Origin of the sequence: Celeribacter marinus, assembly GCF_001308265.1 — a bacterium.
Lineage (GTDB): Bacteria > Pseudomonadota > Alphaproteobacteria > Rhodobacterales > Rhodobacteraceae > Celeribacter > Celeribacter marinus.
Map to the genome: position 1 here is coordinate 2,233,303 of NZ_CP012023.1, position 16,017 is coordinate 2,249,319.

At 56.1% G+C, this 16,017-nt stretch carries 15 protein-coding genes; 8 read left to right on the forward strand and 7 right to left on the reverse strand.

From position 1 onward, the window contains the following. Nucleotides 1-99 precede the first annotated feature (99 nt). Complete coding sequence (locus IMCC12053_RS11185; RefSeq protein WP_062219086.1) at nucleotides 100-1,194, reverse strand: TRAP transporter substrate-binding protein; 1,095 nt, start codon at nucleotides 1,192-1,194, stop codon at nucleotides 100-102. A gap of 371 nt (nucleotides 1,195-1,565) precedes the next feature. Between IMCC12053_RS11185 and IMCC12053_RS11190 the strand changes: the two genes are divergently transcribed. Together IMCC12053_RS11190 and IMCC12053_RS11195 are read left to right on the forward strand one after the other, a co-directional pair. Further along, a complete protein-coding gene (locus tag IMCC12053_RS11190) occupies nucleotides 1,566-3,002 on the forward strand; it encodes a cache domain-containing protein (RefSeq protein ID WP_062219088.1) in 1,437 nt (478 codons plus the stop codon). Further along, nucleotides 2,999-3,643 carry a response regulator transcription factor gene (locus IMCC12053_RS11195; RefSeq protein WP_062219090.1) on the forward strand — a complete coding sequence of 215 codons (645 nt, stop codon included), beginning with the start codon at nucleotides 2,999-3,001 and terminating at the stop codon, nucleotides 3,641-3,643. Before IMCC12053_RS11190 ends, IMCC12053_RS11195 begins: the two co-directional genes overlap by 4 nt. A 15-nt stretch (nucleotides 3,644-3,658) precedes the next feature. Here IMCC12053_RS11195 and IMCC12053_RS15960 read toward each other — a convergent pair whose 3' ends face one another. Continuing rightward, complete coding sequence (locus IMCC12053_RS15960) at nucleotides 3,659-3,835, reverse strand: hypothetical protein (RefSeq protein WP_062219092.1); 177 nt, start codon at nucleotides 3,833-3,835, stop codon at nucleotides 3,659-3,661. 170 nt (nucleotides 3,836-4,005) lie between these two features. Between IMCC12053_RS15960 and IMCC12053_RS11205 the strand changes: the two genes are divergently transcribed. From IMCC12053_RS11205 to ilvN, 3 genes are all read left to right on the forward strand, one after another. After that, nucleotides 4,006-4,524 carry a redoxin domain-containing protein gene (locus tag IMCC12053_RS11205; protein WP_062219094.1) on the forward strand — a complete coding sequence of 173 codons (519 nt, stop codon included), beginning with the start codon at nucleotides 4,006-4,008 and terminating at the stop codon, nucleotides 4,522-4,524. A gap of 622 nt (nucleotides 4,525-5,146) precedes the next feature. After that, nucleotides 5,147-6,895 (forward strand): acetolactate synthase 3 large subunit, encoded by a 1,749-nt coding sequence (locus tag IMCC12053_RS11210; RefSeq protein WP_062219096.1) that lies wholly within the window; start codon nucleotides 5,147-5,149, stop codon nucleotides 6,893-6,895. An 11-nt stretch (nucleotides 6,896-6,906) separates the two neighbouring features. Next, nucleotides 6,907-7,470, forward strand: a complete 564-nt coding sequence (gene ilvN, locus IMCC12053_RS11215) for an acetolactate synthase small subunit (RefSeq protein WP_062219098.1) — start codon at nucleotides 6,907-6,909, stop codon at nucleotides 7,468-7,470. A gap of 105 nt (nucleotides 7,471-7,575) precedes the next feature. On the opposite strand, the gene IMCC12053_RS11220 is transcribed toward ilvN, so the two are convergent. From IMCC12053_RS11220 to IMCC12053_RS11240, 5 genes are all read right to left on the reverse strand, one after another. After that, nucleotides 7,576-8,238, reverse strand: a complete 663-nt coding sequence (locus tag IMCC12053_RS11220) for an aspartate/glutamate racemase family protein (protein WP_062219100.1) — start codon at nucleotides 8,236-8,238, stop codon at nucleotides 7,576-7,578. Further along, nucleotides 8,238-9,074: an ABC transporter permease gene (locus tag IMCC12053_RS11225; protein ID WP_062219102.1), complete on the reverse strand. Its 837-nt coding sequence runs from the start codon at nucleotides 9,072-9,074 to the stop codon at nucleotides 8,238-8,240. Before IMCC12053_RS11225 ends, IMCC12053_RS11220 begins: the two co-directional genes overlap by 1 nt. 1 nt (nucleotide 9,075) lies before the next feature. Next, nucleotides 9,076-9,930, reverse strand: a complete 855-nt coding sequence (locus IMCC12053_RS11230) for an ABC transporter permease (protein WP_062219104.1) — start codon at nucleotides 9,928-9,930, stop codon at nucleotides 9,076-9,078. A gap of 111 nt (nucleotides 9,931-10,041) precedes the next feature. Then, complete coding sequence (locus IMCC12053_RS11235; protein WP_062219106.1) at nucleotides 10,042-11,307, reverse strand: ABC transporter substrate-binding protein; 1,266 nt, start codon at nucleotides 11,305-11,307, stop codon at nucleotides 10,042-10,044. 37 nt (nucleotides 11,308-11,344) lie between these two features. Continuing rightward, a complete protein-coding gene (locus IMCC12053_RS11240; RefSeq protein ID WP_062219108.1) occupies nucleotides 11,345-12,319 on the reverse strand; it encodes an ABC transporter ATP-binding protein in 975 nt (324 codons plus the stop codon). A gap of 252 nt (nucleotides 12,320-12,571) precedes the next feature. Between IMCC12053_RS11240 and IMCC12053_RS11245 the strand changes: the two genes are divergently transcribed. The 3 genes from IMCC12053_RS11245 (at nucleotide 12,572) to arfA (ending at nucleotide 16,003) form a co-directional block, all read left to right on the forward strand. Beyond that, nucleotides 12,572-13,267: a GntR family transcriptional regulator gene (locus IMCC12053_RS11245; RefSeq protein WP_062219110.1), complete on the forward strand. Its 696-nt coding sequence runs from the start codon at nucleotides 12,572-12,574 to the stop codon at nucleotides 13,265-13,267. Between the two features lie 184 nt (nucleotides 13,268-13,451). Beyond that, nucleotides 13,452-14,372, forward strand: coding sequence for an ArsR/SmtB family transcription factor (locus IMCC12053_RS11250; protein WP_062219112.1), 921 nt, complete (start codon nucleotides 13,452-13,454; stop codon nucleotides 14,370-14,372). 125 nt (nucleotides 14,373-14,497) lie between these two features. Then, a complete protein-coding gene (arfA, locus tag IMCC12053_RS11255; protein ID WP_062219114.1) occupies nucleotides 14,498-16,003 on the forward strand; it encodes an arabinosylfuranosidase ArfA in 1,506 nt (501 codons plus the stop codon). Nucleotides 16,004-16,017: the final 14 nt, after the last annotated feature.

A 16,017-nucleotide genomic window follows, 5' to 3' on the forward strand; every position in this document is an offset into this window, starting at 1 on the left:
TGTTCAATCGCTTTTGGCGTGATCTGAATGTTATATTTTGACGCCGAGATGCGCGCAGACTCCCGCGCGCATCTCTTTATCTTTGAAACAGGGCGCGCCTTATTTCAGGTTTGCCAATACGCGGTCGCGCTGTGCGGTGTATGCGCTGTCGGAGCGTGCGGCCCAACCGGATGTAGACGCCATTGCGGCCTCGGCGGAGGTGCGGATTTCTGCAAACAGCTCGTCATCCATGTAGCCGTCAAGAACCTCTTTGGAGGCCGCGCCATACGCGTCCCAAATTTCGCTCGAGAATTCTTTGACCTGCGTGCCGCCAGAGATCAAGCGCTGCAAAGCCGGACCGTTGTTGGCCATGAACAAGGAGTAGTTGTGCTGATGCGCATCACCGGCGGCAACTTCGATTGCTTTTTGCTGCGCGGGTGTGAGTCCTTCGAACACTTCGAGGTTGGTCGCCACGGAAAGTGCTGCACCTGGCTCGTGGAAACCGGCAGGGTAGTAGTAGTCGCAGACTTCCTGAAGGCCGAGTTTCTCATCGGACCACGGGCCAATCCACTCGGTGCCGTCAAGCGCGCCAGAGGACAGAGCCTGATAGATTTCGCCGCCGGCGATGGTCTGAACAGACGCGCCCAATTTGGACAGCGCTTCGCCACCAAGACCCGGCATACGGAACTTGAGACCTTGGAAGTCGGCAGGGGACATCATTTCCTTGCGGAACCAACCGCCACCTTGAGCGCCAGTCTGGCCCGCGATGAAGGATTTAAGGCCAAAGATTTCACCAAGGTTGTGGTGCAGCTGCATGCCGCCCATACCGTAGTACCACACCATCATTTCAGGCGCAGTCATGCCGAACGGCACGGTTGTGAAATAGGCCATCGCAGGGTGCTGACCGGTGAAGTAATAATCCGCACCGTGGTACATGTCGGCCTGACCGGCAGTCACGGCGTCAAATACTTCGAGGCCGCCAACGAGTTCGCCCGCTGCTTTGGGTTCGATGGTCAATGCGCCATCGGTCATCTCGGTCACGGATGTTGCGAAACGCTCAACGCTATCCCAAACGCCCGCAAGGCCGCGTGGCCAAGTCGTAACCATGGTCAATGTGCGTTTGCCCTGCGCGAATGCAGGGGCCGCAAGTGTCGATGCTGCGGCAGCAGACGCGCCACCAAGTGCTGTAGTTTTCAAAAATGAACGGCGATCCATAGAGATAAATCCTCCCAGAGTGGTCTATGGCCAGTATTTGGACCCTAATTCGCGCGCATTTGGGGAAACCGTTTTCGCGCCGTTTCGATTGCGAAACGACCCATATTGAAAACGCAAAGCTCCTCCCATACGCGCAGATCAAGGACCGGCTCGTGTCGGGACGTTAACGAGCGATGTGGTTGGGATAAATACCCAAGACTACGCAGAGCGGGTTTATTTTTCGGCCCAGCCTACAAACTCACCCGATTAGGCCGCATAAAAAGACAATGGACGCCCCATTTAGGTGCCAAAGCCGCGATTGACGCGCCCGCCGCGGTCTTTATCTTGTGATTCGAGCGACGATCCAGACCCGCAAGGACGCCCCCACACGGATGAAACGCCTATTGCCTCGCCTTAGCGCGCCGATCAAACGGCCGATCAGCTACGCGCAAAAACTGTTTTTGCTCGCCACCGTGCCGCTGTTGTTGGCTGTGGCGGCGATTGCGTTTTTGGTGGCGCATCAGTCGCGCGCAATGGCCGAGCGCGAGATTGCCGATCTCGAAGCACAGCTTATTTCCGCCAAACAAGACGAGTTGCGCAACTACGTACAACTTGCGCGCGCCTCGGTGTCGGACACCTATAATCCTGCCCCCCCCGATGACGAGACCGCCAAGCGGATCGTGACACAGCGCCTCGCAGCTATGACCTACGGCACCGAAGGGTACTTTTTCGTTTACGACTATGATGGCACCAACCTAGTGGCACCGCGCCAAACCGATCTCATCACCCGAAACTGGGCCGGCCTGTCCGATAGTGCCGGCACCCCCGTGGTGGACCGGCTGATCGAGTTGGCCCGTCAGGGTGGCGGCTACCATGAATACCTGTGGCCCAAACCCTCGACTGGCGAAGAGGCCCAAATGGTGTCGTACGTTGTTGGCCTACAAGACTGGCAATGGGCGATTGGCACGGGCGTGTTTTTAGATGACGTGCTCAACTCTGTGGCCACCACACGCGCGCAGGTAGAATACCGCGTCCACCGCACATTCTTGTACATTGGTGCGATTGCTTTGGCTGCCGTGTTGTTGGTGTTCATGTCGGGCGTGAGCATCACCATCCGCGAACGCCGCCTTGCCGATGCCAAACTCAAAGAGCTGACACAACGCATTTTCGACACCCAAGAGGAAGAGCGCGGGCGTGTGGCGCGCGAACTTCATGACGGTATTTCGCAAATGCTTGTCGGGGTGCGCTACGCGCTTGATCTCGCGCGACGTCGTTTAAAAACAGGTGACGACCGCGCGCCTGAAAGTCTTGATAAGGGCGTGGATATGCTCGGCGGGGCCATTTCCGAAGTGCGCCGTATTTCGCGCGACTTGCGCCCTGGCATTTTGGATGATCTTGGCCTCGGCCCTGCCCTTCAGGCGCTAACCGAAGAGTTCCAAAAACGCACAGGAATCTCCACCGAGCTTGAAACCGTGGTGTTTCGCAACCGTTTGGACGAAGAGGCCAAAATCGCGCTGTTTCGCATTGCCCAAGAGGCCCTCACCAATATCGAGCGCCACGCGGACGCCACCGAAGTCAAAGTGCACCTGTCGGGCCACCGCACCGGTGCGTCCATGCACATTATGGACAACGGGCGCGGGATTGCCGATCTGCGCGGGCATGGATTGGGTCTGCGCAATATGGCGGAACGCATGGAACAACTTGACGGCACATTTACAATCAGCCACCGCAATCCTGGCACTTGTCTTGATGCTACCGTCCCACTCAAACACATGCTCCCCCCCGCCTCCGCCAATCGCACCGACCCTCCCAAAAAGGCAGCCCCATGACCAAACCCATCACACGCGTATTGATTGTGGACGATCACCCGATGGTGGCCGAGGGCATTCGTGCCTTGCTCGAGACATTTGACGACCTTGACGTGGTGGACTGTCTCACCAACGGCCAAGAGGCGGTGGACCAACTGGCCGCTCTGTGCCCAGACGTCATTTTGCTCGATCTGAACATGCCGCACATGGGCGGGCTGACAGCGACCGAAATCATACTGGAACGCGCCCCTGAGACCCGCATCCTGATCCTGTCGATGCACGACAGCCCCGAATACATCTCAGCCGCACTGAGTCACGGCGCTATGGGTTACGTGCTCAAAGACGTACCGACAGATGACGTAAAAGACGCGATTGATACGGTGATGCGTGGCGAGCGGTATTTGTGTAACGGTGCACAAGCCGCAATGAGCCCAAAAACCCGCGATGGCCGTGAGGCGCTAACGGGACGCGAACAAACAATTCTATTGGAGTTGGCACAGGGGCACTCAAACCGCGATGTTGCCGAAGCACTCGATATATCGGTGCGCACGGTGGAAACCCACCGCAAAAACATCAAACGCAAGCTAGGTATTTCATCGACCGCAGGCCTAACCCGCTACGCGATGGAGCACGGGGTTTTGCAAGGCACAGGACGGTTTTAACGCCAGCGCACGCGATCACTTCTTATCGCGTGCTGCTTTCTCTTCTTTGGTCAGCTTGTTGTTCCAAACGTTCTTGCTCAGGCCCAATTCGGCCGGCAGGGGTTTGGTTTTTCCGACACTGACCTTGCCGCCTTTGTTCAAAAATTCCTGAATAAGGGCGTCATCGGTGTTTGGTTTTGGCACTGTTTTCATAGGGGCAATGTTAATGCGGCGCGCCGCGCAACACAATGGCCCGCCCCGACAAATCCTAAAGAAACATCACACAATATGCGCCTTTGGCGAGACTGACATGTGCACCATTTGCCGTTGCCCCCCTATGCGCGTCACGTTAGCGTGCCTCACATCAAAAAAGGGACACGCACATGCCAACACCAAAACCAATCGCCGGTGATCACCTCGACGCCATTACGTTGCCAAAAGTCGGCGGAGGCACCGTCACCCTTGGAGGGATGCGTGACAACTGGTCCTTGCTCGTCGTCTACCGCGGCAAACATTGCGGACGCTGCAAGAAATATCTCAAAATTCTCAATGAGATGCGCGACAAATGGTATGACGCCGGATTTGACATTGCTGTCGTCTCGGCCGATCCGCTCGACAAAGCCCAAGCAGACCGTGATGCGTTCGATTGGCAGTTTGATTTAGGCTATGATCTCTCTGAGGCACATATGGCCGCCCTTGGCGTCTATGTCTCGGAGCCGTTGACTGCGGCAGAAACCGATCGCCGCTTTGCCGAACCAGGCGTGTTTGTGGTCCGCCCTGATGGCAGCCTGTTGCTCATCTCGATCTCCAACGGCCCCTCGGCGCGCCCTGAATTGGAAGAGCTGCTTGACGGGATGATTTTCACCATCGAAAACGAACGCCCGCCACGTGGCACGGCCTAAAAAAACGCGACAGGCATCGACGTTGTCATAGACATCGGAGTTGCCCTTCGTGACATAGAGGCCCCATGCAAAGCTGCCCGCACCGTGATTTTCGCTCGCAGGCGTCCCGCGTCCATCACGGCCGCGCCAGACCCAAACGCCAGAACCGTGCGCGATCTGTCACACCATCGCGCAGGTTTCTAAACGCAGTGTTTCAGCTATTCGAAAGTTTTGTGACCTCGGCTTTGGCTATATCCGCGCGGCACACGACACAGCGGCGGGCCAATAATTGCCGGTCTATAGGTCATCATGGGGCCATCATGTTTTTGAAAAGATCGGCAACGCCCCCTAATTTTGTAACTTAATTTCAAAATACAGTCCACATTGGATACTTTATGTATTTTAAGTCGCAATTTTGCGGTTGACGCCCCTTTGTGTCAGCCCTAAGTTCTGGCAACGCAGTAAAGGAGCGAACGCCATGCTTGGCATTCTTGTCGTACGAGTGGGATATCCGCGCATGGGCCTCTGAAGAGAGGTTGACCCTATCGGTTCCCATGCGCCCCCGAAATCGGGGGCTTTTTTATTGCTAAACGACCATCTACTGCCCATGACCATGACACGAGACGCGTAAGAGGAAAATGAGATGACACGTCAGATGACCGGCGCTCAAATGATCGTCCAAGCCCTGAAAGACCAAGGCGTCGATACGATATTCGGCTACCCTGGTGGGGCTGTTCTACCGATCTACGATGCTATTTTTCAGCAAACCGATATCAACCACGTCCTCGTGCGCCATGAGCAAGCAGCCGTTCATGCCGCCGAAGGCTACGCGCGCTCGACAGGCAAACCCGGTGTGGCCCTTGTCACCTCTGGCCCCGGGGCTACAAATGCCGTCACGGGTCTGACAGATGCGCTGCTCGACAGTATTCCGATTGTTGTTCTCTCGGGTCAGGTTCCGACATTCATGATCGGCACTGACGGGTTCCAAGAGGCCGATACCGTTGGCATCACCCGCCCGTGCACCAAACACAACTGGCTCGTCAAAGACACCGAAAAACTCGCGGAGACGCTCCATCAGGCATTCCATGTCGCCACCTCCGGCCGTCCGGGCCCTGTGTTGGTTGACCTGCCAAAGGATGTGCAGTTTGCCGAAGGGACGTATGTCCCGCCATCGAAAGCCAAAGTGAGCCATTACCAACCCGTGATGAAAGCCTCGATTGAGGATATCACGGACGTTGTGGCGATGATCGAAAAGGCAGAGCGCCCCGTGTTCTACACAGGTGGCGGCGTGATCAACTCCGGCCCGGCCGCATCGCAGCTGTTGCGCGAATTGGTTGAGGCCACAGGATTTCCGATCACGTCCACATTGATGGGCCTTGGCTCCTACCCCGCCTCTGGGAAGCATTGGCTTGGTATGCTCGGGATGCACGGTCTGTATGAGGCCAACATGGCGATGCACGGATGTGATCTTATGATCAACATCGGCGCACGCTTTGACGACCGCATCACCGGCCGGATTCAGGACTTTTCGCCCAACTCAAAGAAAATCCACATCGACATTGACCCGTCATCCATCAACAAGGTGATCCGCGTTGAAAAGCCCGTCATCGGCGACGTGGCACATGTCCTTGAGGATATTCTCAAAGTCTGGAAATCACGTGGCCGCAAGACCGCTGATATCAGCGCATGGTCCAAGCAGATCCAAGAGTGGCGGGACGTCAAATGCCTGACCTACAAAAACTCGGACACGGTGATCAAACCGCAATACGCGCTTGAACGGTTTGAAGCACTAACCAAAGGCATGGACCGCTACATCACCACCGAAGTGGGCCAGCACCAGATGTGGGCGGCGCAGTTCCTTGGCTTTGAGGATCCGAACCGCTGGATGACCTCGGGTGGTCTTGGCACGATGGGCTACGGCTTTCCGGCGTCAATCGGCGTGCAAATGGCGCATCCTGACGCGCTTGTGGTCAATGTCGCGGGTGAGGCCAGTTGGCTGATGAACATGCAAGAGATGGGTACGGCGATGCAATACGGCGCCCCCGTCAAACAGTTTATCCTCAACAACGAACGCCTCGGCATGGTGCGCCAGTGGCAGCAATTGTTGCATGGCGAGCGCTATAGCTCCTCGTGGTCCGAAAGTCTGCCAGACTTTGTGAAACTCGCAGAGGCCTTTGGCGCGAAGGGCATTCGTTGTTCCGATCCCAAAGATCTCGATGACGCAATTATGGAAATGATCAACTACGATGGTCCGGTGATCTTTGATTGTTTGGTTGAAAAGCACGAGAACTGTTTCCCGATGATCCCATCGGGCAAACCCCACAATGAAATGCTGCTCGGCGAAGCGTCCACCGATGGTGCGATCAAGTCCGATGGCGCGGTTTTGGTGTAAGGAGAGAACACATGTCTGCCCTACAAATCAAAGAAGGCTCAAGCAGCCACTCCGCCTATGATCTACGTGATTACCACGCGGAAATCATCGAGAAACACACGCTCGCGGTGCTTGTCGATAACGAAAGCGGCGTTCTGGCGCGCGTGATCGGTCTGTTTTCGGGTCGTGGCTACAACATCGAAAGCCTGACCGTGGCCGAGGTGAACCATGACACGCATCTGTCGCGCATCACCATCGTGACCACTGGCACGCGTGATGTCATTGAACAGATCAAGGCACAGCTCGGCCGGATTGTGCCTGTGCATCAGGTCAATGACCTGACGGTCGATGGTCCCTCCATTGAACGTGAGCTGGCGCTGTTCAAAGTCGAAGGCACAGGCAACAACCGCATTGAGGCCTTGCGCCTTGCGGAGATTTTTCGTGCCAATGTGGTCGATAGCACATTGACCAGCTTTGTGTTCGAGATGACAGGTCAGTCGGAAAAGATCGACGCCTTCGCCGATCTCATGCGTCCTCTTGGCCTGTTGGAAACGGCCCGTACAGGCGTGGCAGCTTTGGCACGCGGCACGGAGTAATCCCGCGCCACACCGATGAAATCAAAAGCGGGCATCGGTATCGACGCCCGCTTTTTTCATGGCTGCACAGCGCGCAGCAGCGGCGGCCTACTCAATGCGCCGGTGTCATCCGGATTTCGGCGCTATGGTGGCAATGGCCGCCACGGCCAGATGTGCGGAGGCGGCAACACCGTCGATCAACGGCACCTGCGTGCGCGCGCTCAGATCGGCGTGCAGGGGAGCCATGCCCGCACAGCCAAGCACGACCGAGCGACACCCCTGCGCCTGAGCCGAACGAATTTCATCAGCCAACTGCACCCGCGTGGCCTCGCTGCCCGCGTCGATATCAAGCACGGCCAGACCGCTGGCGCGCACCTCTAGGCAGTGATCCGACATCCCCGCCGCATCAATATTGCCCGCAATCACCGGCACCGAAACCGGCAGGGATGTGACAACCGAAAACCGCCCCCCAGAGAGGGCCGCGACCGTATAGGCCGCCTGCCCTATGCCCAGCACAGGACACGTTGCGACAGCGCGCGCTTGGGCCAGACCCGTGTCGTCAAAACAGGCGATGATGATGGCGTCCGCGCCGATGGACTGTGCGGTCGCGACAAGGCGCAACACACCCTCCAGTGCCGCAGCGCCGTCTTGTGGCCCCTCTATGGCGGGCGGGCCATCGGTGTTCGTCAGACCCGTTACGTTGGCATGGGGCACCGCGGCGCGGGCCACGGCCACCACCCCGTCCGTCATTGCCTGTGTCGCGTTGGGGTTGATATAAACCAGATGCATCACATGGCCTTTCCCGCATCCGAACCACCGCGCGATCGACGTTTGCCCATGGCCCAGACGATAATGAGAAACGCGCCGATGATGCCCAAAGAAAACAGCGTGGTGAACGTGCCCAGCGCATAAATCACGGGCGTGGTCACATTGGTCGTCATCCCGAATATTTCGAGCGGCAGAGTGTTGTAGCTACCGGCGGTCAACAGCGTGCGCGCAAACTCGTCATACGACAGCGTGAACCCGAACAAGGCCACCCCGATCAGCGAGGGCGCAATAATGGGCAACACCACATGGCGTAGAGTTTGCACAGCACTTGCCCCTTGGTCGCGGGCGGCTTCCTCGAACGATTTATCAAAGCGGTTGAAGACCGCGAACATGATCAGCAATCCAAACGGCAGGGTCCATGTCAACTGGCTGCCAAATCCCGATGTCGCCCAATGGATTTTGAACCCCAATTGATTGAAAATCAGACCCACCCCTAAGGACACGAGGATTGAGGGAATAACCAACGAAGTAATTGCCAGATAGAACAGCACAGCCGAGCCTGCAAAGCGTTTGCGAAACGCCAGCCCCGCAGAGACTGACACCACCACCGTGGTGACCATCACCATAAGGCCCAACGCCAAAGAGCGGCGAAAAGACCCCCAAATATCGCCCACGGCCTGTTGCTCGAACAGTTCGCGAAACCAATTGAGTGATGTGCCGCGCATAGGAAAGGTCAGACCACCCGTCTCGCCTTGGAACGACAGGATGCCGATGGTCAGTGTAGGCCCGTAGAGGAACAACAAGAACAGGCCAAAGAAGCCGGAGAGGACGTAAAACGAACGAGGACGGCGGTCCATGTTATAACTCCTTGCGAATATTGACGAAGCGCAGCAACACGCCAATGACGATCAAAACAGTGCACAACAACACCACCGCCGTAGCCGCCGCAGACGGGTATTGAAGCAATGAAATATCGTTTGAAATCAAGCGTCCGACATTGGCTTTTTGACTGCCCGACATGAACCGCACGGTGATGAAATCGCCCATCACCAAGGTGACGACAAATATCGTCCCGATCATGATCCCGGGTTTGGTGAGCGGAACAATGACGTGCCACAGTGTTTGCAATCCGGTGGCGCCATTGTCATAGGCCGCCTCAATCAGACTGCGGTCGATCCGCATCATCGTGTTGAAAATTGGCACCACCATGAACAGCGTGTAAAGGTGGACAAACGCGAGGATCACCGCGAAATCGGAATAGAGCAACCAGTCAAGCGGCGCATCTATCACGCCCCACGAAATGAGTGTCTGGTTGGCAATCCCGTTGCGCCCCAAAAACGGAATCCATGAAATCATCCGGATGATATTCGACGTCCAAAACGGAATGGTGCACAGCAAAAACAGGGCGATCTGCATGGTTTGCGACCGCACATGAAACGCCAAGAAATAGGCAACGGTGAAGCCGATTGCGAGGGTGAACACCCATGTAATTATCGCGTATTTGAACGTGGCCAGAAACACCTTGTAGGTGACTGGAGAGCCGAACAAGAACGCATAGTTGTCGAACTGGAATGCGGGATAGATCGAAAACTCGGTCGCCCCCCAAAAGCTGACCACAACGATCATTCCGATCGGAGCCACAAGAAAGGCAAGCAACACCACCATAAGCGGCGCAGCCTGTAGATACGCAATCAATTGTCTGCCTCTGGCCATGCTGCCTCACATCGCGCGCAGTGCGCGTTTTAGTTATGTATCAGGGGGTAGAAAGTCTGTGCGGGCCGCAAAGCCCGCACAGTGGAGGGGCACACCCCCGTTTCGAGATCATCACGCCGCGATGAATTCATTCCATTTGCGGACCATGTACTGGTTTTCGTCCATGACGGAGTTCCAGCATGCGACAGAGCCCATGCGGTCAGTGAACGACCCACCGTCACGCAAATCGCCCGCCGTGGCCAACACGTCACCCGTGGGCGATGTGATGTCGCCCGTGGCTGCCTTGCCCTCGAACCAGTAGCCCCATTCATTCTCAGACATGAACTCTTTGGAGGTTTCGGGCACAGCCGAATAATAGCCCTGACGCATCAGGTAGCCGCCGACCCAACCAGACAAATACCAGTTGATGTATTCATATGCCGCGTCCAGCTCCATTCCCGAGAGGTTCGCAGACAGGCCCAAGCCGCCACCCCATGAGCGGTAGCCCTCTTTAAGCGGTTGATACACGCATGGAATGCCGCGTGATTTGACGGCTGTAATCGCGGGTGACCACATGGACTGAATCACCACTTCGCCAGACGCCATCAGGTTGACGGACTCGTCGAACGATTTCCAGAACGCGCGGAACTGGCCGTTTTTCTTGGCTTCTGTGAAGATCGCGAATGTTTTGTTGATCTCCTCTTGGGTCATGTTGCCCTTATCGCCGTATTGGATTTCGCCCATGGCCTCACAGACCATCGCCATATCCATGATGCCGATGGACGAAATATCGAGGATCGACGCCTTGCCCTTGAACTCAGGGTTCAACAGCTCGGTCCAGCTCTCAATCGGGCGGCCGATCAAGTCGGGACGGATGCCCAGCGTATCCGCGTTGTAAATCGTCGGGATCAAGGTCATCCAACCTGTTTCGCCCTCGGCGAATGTCGTGCCACCCGGACCATCGGTGAAGCCCACGGTGTGCGGTGCCGTGCCCTGTGCAATCACGCTTTCAGGGGTCAATTTTCCAGAACGGAACGTGCCAACGATCTTGTCGTAGTTGGCGATTTTGGAGGTATCCATCGCCTGAAGGTTGCCCGTGGGCCAGACCTTTTTACAGATCCAGTATTCGATATCGGCAATGTCGAAACTGTCGGGCTGTGTCGCTGCGCGCTGTGTCACGCTATCGGAGTCAAGCGCGGTCATTTCAAGGGTGAACCCAAGGTCTTCTTTCACCTTATTGGCCACATCGTTGAGGTTGGACACGCCCGTGCCAAACTGACGCAATTTGATATCTTTGATTTCTTGCGCCCACACCATGGGCGCAGGCAGGAGGGATGCAGTGGCAGCAGCGGCGCCACCTTTCAAAACAGCACGACGGCTATAACGCATTTTCGACATTGGATCGTCCTTTGTTGGTTGCTTTGAGGGGATTGATTTAGCCTAGGAGGCGGTGCAGCCGCCCCTCGTCCCATGCGAGCTTGACCGCATCGCCGGGGTTTTTTGGTGACTTGAAAAATGTGGCTTCAGGCACGAGGGCAAGCACCTCATCGCCCGATTGCATCCGCGCGTTCAGCGCGACATGGCCACCTTGATATTCAACGGTTGTGACGGTGGCAGGCAGTCCTTTGGCCCCCACTTTCACGTCATCCGCCCGCAGCGCGACCTTGCCGCCGTCCAGCGTGATGACATTGTGACCGCCCATAAAGCGGGCCACAAATTCGGTCTTTGGTGCACTCCACACATCGCGCGCAGGTCCGGCCTGCTCAATCACCGCGTTGTTCATCACCACCAACGTATCGCCAAGTGCGAGTGCCTCGTCCTGACCATGGGTGACGTGGATAAAGGTAATGCCAAGGGCGCGTTGCAGCTTCTTCAACTCGGCGCGCATCCGTACCCGTAAAAACGGATCAAGCGCGGAGAGCGGCTCGTCGAGTAACAAAACCTTTGGCTCGGTGATGAGCGCACGCGCCAATGCGACCCGTTGTTGTTGTCCCCCCGACAGTTGCGCAGGCAAACGATCGGCCAGCGCAGTCATATCGACGAGTTCCAATAGCGCATTGGCCTTGGCATGGCGCGCGATCTTGTCCATGCCTTTCATCCGCAGCGAGAAGGCCACGTTGTCGCGCACAGTGAGGTGTGGAAACAGCGCGTAGTTTTGGAACATCATCGCCGTGCCGCGTTTGGCAGGCGGCAGGTGCGACACGTCGAACCCGTCCAGAACCACGGAGCCGTCAGACAGGCTTTCGTGTCCTGCAATCATACGCAGCGTCGACGACTTGCCACAACCGGACGGACCCAAAAGGCACACGTAACTACCTGCTTTGAATTGATAATTGATACGGTCAACCGCGAGGGTTTCGCCGTATCTCTTGGTCATATTGATCAATTCAAGATCATATCCGGTGCTCATATCCGCTCCATCACGCTCAGCGCTGTGTGTTGTGTTGCTCCTTATGTTCACGCCACGCCGCCCCCAATCGACCAGCATTTGTGATGCATTTAGGTCCCAAAAACGGCCAATGACGCATTTTTGTGCAGCCGCAGCACGACTGTCCTCATATTTGCGCACATTATTGTATACAATCTTGCCGACAAGGCATCCTGCCCGATCTTGCTTGAACTATGCCGTGCGTGATTCCACTATCGAGACAGAGGATAAAACATGACCGAACCACTCACCGCGCCACCCACCGCAGACCAGCTGTTTGAAAAACTCGAACTGGCCATCCACGAGCACCAACTCGCCCCCGGAACCAAACTTGGTGAGGATGACATCGCAGAGATTTACGGGGTCAGCCGCACCACGGTGCGCGCCGCATTCCAATCGCTCTCACATCAGCGGCTGATCGAACACAAACGCAATCGCGGGGCTTTTGTCGCACAACCAACCGTCCAAGACGCCCGCGAGGTGTTTGAGGCCCGCGCCCTGTTGGAGCCGCGCACGGCCTACTCCGCCGCACAGCGTGCAACCCCCGACGATATCATCAAACTACAGGCGCATATCGACGCCGAACATACGGCACTTCATGCAGGTCAGCACGGCCACGCCCTATATCTGTCGGGACAATTTCACATCGAAATCGCGCGGATCGCCGACCAAGCCACGATTGCCGCGTTCATCACTCAATTGATATCGCGCTCGTCGCTCATCATTGCACTGTATTGGCAGCGGCGCGCGGCCATGTGCGAAAGCCATGCGCATGACGCTTTGATCGCCGCCCTTGCCAATCACGATGGCGCGCGGGCCGAGGAGTTGATGAAGAACCACCTGCTCGATCTGGTGACCTCTCTCGATTTGCGCAACAAAACCTCGGCGCCCCTCTCCCTCAAAGACGCACTCTCGCGCGCGCCGCGCTGATATGAGCCCCTCAAACATTTGCCTCCAAAGCAACTGGGTTTGTATTGTTCTTGGCGCTGAAGCGGCGTCTCCTACGTGCAAAGCCATACATGAATCTGCTTTTCGCAGCGCGAGACTAGATATCTATCCGCTTTCTTGATACTCACATCATAAGAACCAATGATAAACCCTTTGGGAGGCAGCCATGGACAAGCGGTTTTTGATGGTCACGCCGGAGACCGGCGGCCCCGTGCTCAAGGCTCTATCAGCCCCTGCGCGCCTCGCGATCCTCACACTTTTGCATGAACGCGGCGCGATGAACGTCAACGACATTGCGGATGAGCTAGATTTACCGCAATCGAGCGCCTCAACCCATATCAATCAACTTGAAGATTGTGGATTGATCGAAACCGAAAGCCAAAAAGCGCGCAAGGGCAGCCAGAAAATATGCCGCGCAGTCCACGACGAAATCGTGGTGTCTTTTGCGGGATCAAGCAAGCCGCAAGACGATGTCATCAAGGTCGCGATGCCCGTTGGCCTGTATTCAGGATATGAGGTCGCAGCCCCGTGCGGGCTATGCTCAGACACAGGGATTATCGGCTTCCTCGATAGCCCGGACACATTCCTTTTGCCCGACCGGATGAAGTCAGGTTTGATATGGTTTACAAAGGGATACCTAGAGTATCAGTTCCCGAACAACGCCCGCATTGCTGGCAAAGCGGTGCGCGAACTCGACGTCCAAATGGAGCTATCATCAGAGGTTCCGGGCACATCGGACAATTGGCCATCCGACATCACCATCGCCATCAACGGTACGGTTATTGGCGCATGGACCGCGCCCGGAGACTACGGTGACAGACGCGGAAAATACACGCCCGACTGGTGGAAATTGGAAGGTAGCCAGTATGGCCACCTCAAGACATTTCGCGTCACGCCAGAGGGCACGTTCCTCGACGGGACACGCCTGTCCAATGTGGGTCTTGATGACCTTCACCTTGATGAACATCGCTCGATTCGGGTCCGTATTATGGTTCCTGACACAGCCGATCACCCCGGCGGCGTGAACATCTTTGGTCGTGGTTTTGGTAATTACGACGAAGATATTGTTCTAAGTCTAAGGACTTAATTATATCCGAAAAACTGATATGCCAGTATCCGCAAAAAGCATTGACCGAACGACACATCACCCCTTACCATCACATCAACTGATATAAATCAGATATACTGATACATAGGGACGAGACGCATATTATGCGTGCTACGGTGACTGCTCACCGCGATTATACAGTCGCGGAAATTGACCCCCGTCTATACGGATCGTTTGTCGAACATTTGGGACGTGCGGTTTACACAGGTATTTACGAGCCTGACCACCCGACAGCCGATGCTGATGGATTTCGCCAAGATGTCATTGATCTTGTGAAAGAAATCGATGTGCCGATTACGCGCTACCCCGGCGGGAATTTTGTGTCTGCCTACAATTGGGAAGATGGTATCGGCCCAAAAGAGGACCGCCCCGTACGCCTTGATCTGGCGTGGCACACCTCCGAGAGCAATGAGGTTGGCATCCATGAGTTCGCGGATTGGGCGGAAAAGGCAGGCACCGAAATGATGCTCGCGGTTAACCTCGGCTCACGTGGTCTGGATGAGGCGCGTAACTTTCTTGAATACGTCAACCATCCGGGTGGCTCCTATTGGTCCGATCTGCGCAAGGCAAACGGGCGGGACGCACCATGGGACGTCAAACTTTGGTGCCTTGGCAACGAAATGGACGGCCCGTGGCAAATCGGTCAAAAAACCGCTGCCGAATATGGCCGGATTGCATTTGAAACCGCCAAAGCCATGCGCGCATCCGACAAATCAATCGAATTGGTGGTGTGCGGGTCATCCTCGCCCAAAATGGCGACCTACCCTGAATGGGAGGCCACCGTTCTCGACTACACGTACGATGCGGTCGACTACGTGTCCTTGCATATGTATTTCGACGATCACGATGCAAATCCTCAAAGTTTCTTGGGGAAATCTGTTTTACTCGACGATTACATCGACACAATCGCCGCCGTTATCAAACAGACGAAGACCAAAAAACGCTCGTCCCATGATGTCTACATTTCCTTTGACGAATGGAACGTCTGGTATCATTCCGCCGAACAGGACAAAGCGATCTTGCAAGGCAACGAAGGATGGCCGTTTGCGCCGCCGTTGCTCGAAGACACCTATGACTTCGCGGACGTCCTCCAAGTCGGATCGATCATCAACTCGTTTATTCGTCGCGCAGATGTCGTGAAAATCGGCTGCCTTGCGCAATTGGTCAACGTGATCGCCCCTATCATGACGGTCAAGGGCGGACCCGCGTGGCGACAAACGATCTTTTACCCCTACCTTTACGGCTCACAATATGGTCGCGGTACATCTCTCGACATCCGCATTGACAGCCCAACCTTTGATACAGACTTTGCGAAAGGTATCAAATACTTGGATGCCTCCGCAGTGGCCGCGGATGACGGCGCGCTGACGTTCTTTTTCGTCAACCGCAACCTGTCTGAACCCATTGAATTGGATGTGGCGCTTGGTGGTTTTGATCAGTCCAAAATTATCATGGATAAGGTCATCGAAGGCTTCGACCTAAAGGCCGTTAACGGCCCCGATGGGGAACCTGTCGCTCCGACAGATGGCAAAAACGCCACCGTGACCAATGGTCGCCTGAGCGCGACCCTGCCCCCCGCAAGCTACCGCATGATCCGGATCGGGGCGTAATCGCCCCCATCCTC

Excerpts from the sequence above, each read along its gene's own strand:
- IMCC12053_RS15960 (WP_062219092.1), bottom strand. The coding sequence starts at position 3,835 with ATGAAAACAGTGCCAAAACCAAACACCGATGACGCCCTTATTCAGGAA.
- IMCC12053_RS11240 (WP_062219108.1), bottom strand. The coding sequence starts at position 12,319 with ATGAGCACCGGATATGATCTTGAATTGATCAATATGACCAAGAGATAC.
- IMCC12053_RS11210 (WP_062219096.1), top strand. The coding sequence starts at position 5,147 with ATGACACGTCAGATGACCGGCGCTCAAATGATCGTCCAAGCCCTGAAA.
- IMCC12053_RS11205 (WP_062219094.1), top strand. The coding sequence starts at position 4,006 with ATGCCAACACCAAAACCAATCGCCGGTGATCACCTCGACGCCATTACG.
- IMCC12053_RS11220 (WP_062219100.1), bottom strand. The coding sequence starts at position 8,238 with ATGCATCTGGTTTATATCAACCCCAACGCGACACAGGCAATGACGGAC.
- IMCC12053_RS11225 (WP_062219102.1), bottom strand. The coding sequence starts at position 9,074 with ATGGACCGCCGTCCTCGTTCGTTTTACGTCCTCTCCGGCTTCTTTGGC.
- IMCC12053_RS11230 (WP_062219104.1), bottom strand. The coding sequence starts at position 9,930 with ATGGCCAGAGGCAGACAATTGATTGCGTATCTACAGGCTGCGCCGCTT.
- IMCC12053_RS11235 (WP_062219106.1), bottom strand. The coding sequence starts at position 11,307 with ATGTCGAAAATGCGTTATAGCCGTCGTGCTGTTTTGAAAGGTGGCGCC.
- IMCC12053_RS11195 (WP_062219090.1), top strand. The coding sequence starts at position 2,999 with ATGACCAAACCCATCACACGCGTATTGATTGTGGACGATCACCCGATG.
- IMCC12053_RS11250 (WP_062219112.1), top strand. The coding sequence starts at position 13,452 with ATGGACAAGCGGTTTTTGATGGTCACGCCGGAGACCGGCGGCCCCGTG.
- IMCC12053_RS11190 (WP_062219088.1), top strand. The coding sequence starts at position 1,566 with ATGAAACGCCTATTGCCTCGCCTTAGCGCGCCGATCAAACGGCCGATC.
- arfA (WP_062219114.1), top strand. The coding sequence starts at position 14,498 with ATGCGTGCTACGGTGACTGCTCACCGCGATTATACAGTCGCGGAAATT.
- IMCC12053_RS11185 (WP_062219086.1), bottom strand. The coding sequence starts at position 1,194 with ATGGATCGCCGTTCATTTTTGAAAACTACAGCACTTGGTGGCGCGTCT.
- IMCC12053_RS11245 (WP_062219110.1), top strand. The coding sequence starts at position 12,572 with ATGACCGAACCACTCACCGCGCCACCCACCGCAGACCAGCTGTTTGAA.
- ilvN (WP_062219098.1), top strand. The coding sequence starts at position 6,907 with ATGTCTGCCCTACAAATCAAAGAAGGCTCAAGCAGCCACTCCGCCTAT.